Origin of the sequence: Moorena sp. SIO3B2 (genome assembly GCF_010692525.1) — a bacterium.
Taxonomy (GTDB): domain Bacteria; phylum Cyanobacteriota; class Cyanobacteriia; order Cyanobacteriales; family Coleofasciculaceae; genus Moorena; species Moorena producens.
On the sequence record NZ_JAAHHE010000746.1, the window covers coordinates 1 to 1,945 of the forward strand.

Here is a 1,945-nt window from a genome sequence, read left to right on the forward strand (position 1 = left end):
TGTCAAAAAAAATCTTATTTTACTCTAATTTAATCTAATTTATTCCTAGAGGGGCGACAAGCGCCCCTCTAGGTTGTATGTAAGCATATGCGCTACTTGAGGTGCTGCGCGAACAGCTATCAGCCGTGAGCCAAAGGCTCACGCTTGGCCTTGGCCGTTGGCCACGCTACGCGAATGGCCACGCTGCTTGAGGTGCGAACAGCCGTCAGCTAATTAACGGGAGGTAGTTCACCTAGGGTGGGCAGTGCTTAATACAGATAACCTTACAAAGCCCGTTGCTAGGCACTGCCCACCATAGCAATCTTGTAGGGTAAGTTACTATAATGTAACGCACCATCTCAATAAACATAGAAACTATAGCGTTTTTCATAGGTACGAGGTAAACAATTTTTTTTTCTATTGCCTCTTGCCTCTTGCCTCTTGCCTGCTCCCTGCTCCCTAAAAAAAATTACCTCACCTAATTCAAAACCGCTATATATGACCACTGCCACTCCAGCCCTAACCTTAGAGGAGTTCCTCAAACTCCCAGAAACCAAACCCCCATCATAATTTATCAATGGGTAAATAGTTATTAAGCCCATGCCACAAGGCCAACATAGTCTGCTTCAAATTGAATTGTGTCAAGCTATCAATCGAGTCGCTAATCCCAACAAAATTGCCAAGGCTTTCCCCGAATTGCGCTGTACCTTTGGGGGTCAATTAATTATTTACGACATCACAGTCTTTCGTTGGTAAAACATCCCCATTGAACCAACTGGCAAAATTGCCAACCGCTTTCAAATACCTCCAGATTGGGCAATTGAAATTCTTTCCCCAGACCAAAGACAAACCAAAGTCCTCAGCAACCTGATCCACTGTTTGCGTCACGGAACTGAACTAGGATGGTTAATTGATCCAGAAGAAGAAAGTATTATCGTGATCGATCAGACTCAACGATTGGAAATCTTTTCAGCAACGTCTACGTTACCGATTCTCAATGGAGTAGAGTTAGAACTAACAGTTGAGGAAGTTTTTGGGTGGTTAATCTTAGGGTAGACCGTATCAATCTTAATTTAGGGAGTATTGGTTATTTCCAAAATCATTTCTCCTTGCTGCAACTGTTCTAAAGCATCAGGCAAAGTAGCGCTTAGTAATTGCCGTAAGTTGCGGTTTGTGACGTTACCACAGGTTAGCCACAAAATTTGAGGAGGTGTTCCCAAACGACATACTAAATCGATGAAGTCACTATCTTTGGTCATAATAACAGCGTTTTGAGATCGTGCAGCTTCAAATATCTCGATATCATGAGCATCTCGAAGATCCAAGTCTCGCAGAGCAAAAGCCTCTAAGCCAAAAGTGGTTGACAGCCAATTTGCTAATGTTGGAGGCAATTGAGCATCAATCCAAATCTTCAGGTGCGACCCGTGGCGAATTTAATTCGCCAACGGAAAGCGCACCTAATGCTGTCAGTCTGGGAAAATCAGTGCGTCGTGCAGCAAAAAGTAGACAAGCTTGAATATCTGCGAGTTCCAAATCGGGGAAATCTTCTAAAATTTCAGTAACACTAACATTTTCAGCCAACATTTCTAAAATATCGGTAACTCGAATTCGCATCCCTCGAATGCAGGGACGACCACCACACTGACCAGGGGTTTGAGTAATGCGAGCGATCAAGCTAGTTTTTGAATTCATGAGGGTGTCTAAAAGTTGCTTTGTTTGTCTCCATTTTACTTACATATGTAAGGATATGCGCTACTTGAGGTGCGGTCAGCGGTCAGCGGTCAGCCGTCAGCTGTTGGCCTTGGCCTTGGCCTTTGGGCCACGCTACGCGAATGGCTGATAACTGATAGCTGATAGCTGATAACTGATAGCTGATAACTGATAGCTTACCCCTAAGCCTCCCCCCATCCCTCAATGGTAGCTACCAAAATGTTAACTAAAGGATGGTCTAGGGCTTCCTTGAAAG

At 44.1% G+C, this 1,945-nt stretch carries 2 protein-coding genes and 2 pseudogenes; 1 reads left to right on the top strand and 3 read right to left on the bottom strand.

Going from position 1 to position 1,945, the window contains the following annotated elements; all coding sequences use genetic code 11:
- Positions 1 to 338: 338 nt before the first annotated feature.
- Positions 339 to 521: a hypothetical protein gene (locus tag F6K38_RS40535; protein WP_287360499.1), complete on the bottom strand. Its 183-nt coding sequence runs from the start codon at positions 519 to 521 to the stop codon at positions 339 to 341.
- On the opposite strand from F6K38_RS40535, the pseudogene F6K38_RS40540 reads away from it, so the two are divergent.
- Positions 478 to 1,035 (top strand): annotated as a pseudogene (locus F6K38_RS40540) (Uma2 family endonuclease). The gene F6K38_RS40535 and the pseudogene F6K38_RS40540 overlap by 44 nt on opposite strands.
- Positions 1,036 to 1,052: 17 nt before the next feature.
- Here F6K38_RS40540 and F6K38_RS40545 read toward each other — a convergent pair.
- Together F6K38_RS40545 and F6K38_RS40550 are read right to left on the bottom strand one after the other, a co-directional pair.
- Positions 1,053 to 1,394 carry a DUF5615 family PIN-like protein gene (locus F6K38_RS40545; protein WP_502709658.1) on the bottom strand — a complete coding sequence of 114 codons (342 nt, stop codon included), beginning with the start codon at positions 1,392 to 1,394 and terminating at the stop codon, positions 1,053 to 1,055.
- A 46-nt stretch (positions 1,395 to 1,440) separates the two neighbouring features.
- A pseudogene (locus tag F6K38_RS40550) lies at positions 1,441 to 1,671 on the bottom strand (DUF433 domain-containing protein); the annotation flags it as partial.
- Positions 1,672 to 1,945 lie beyond the last annotated feature (274 nt).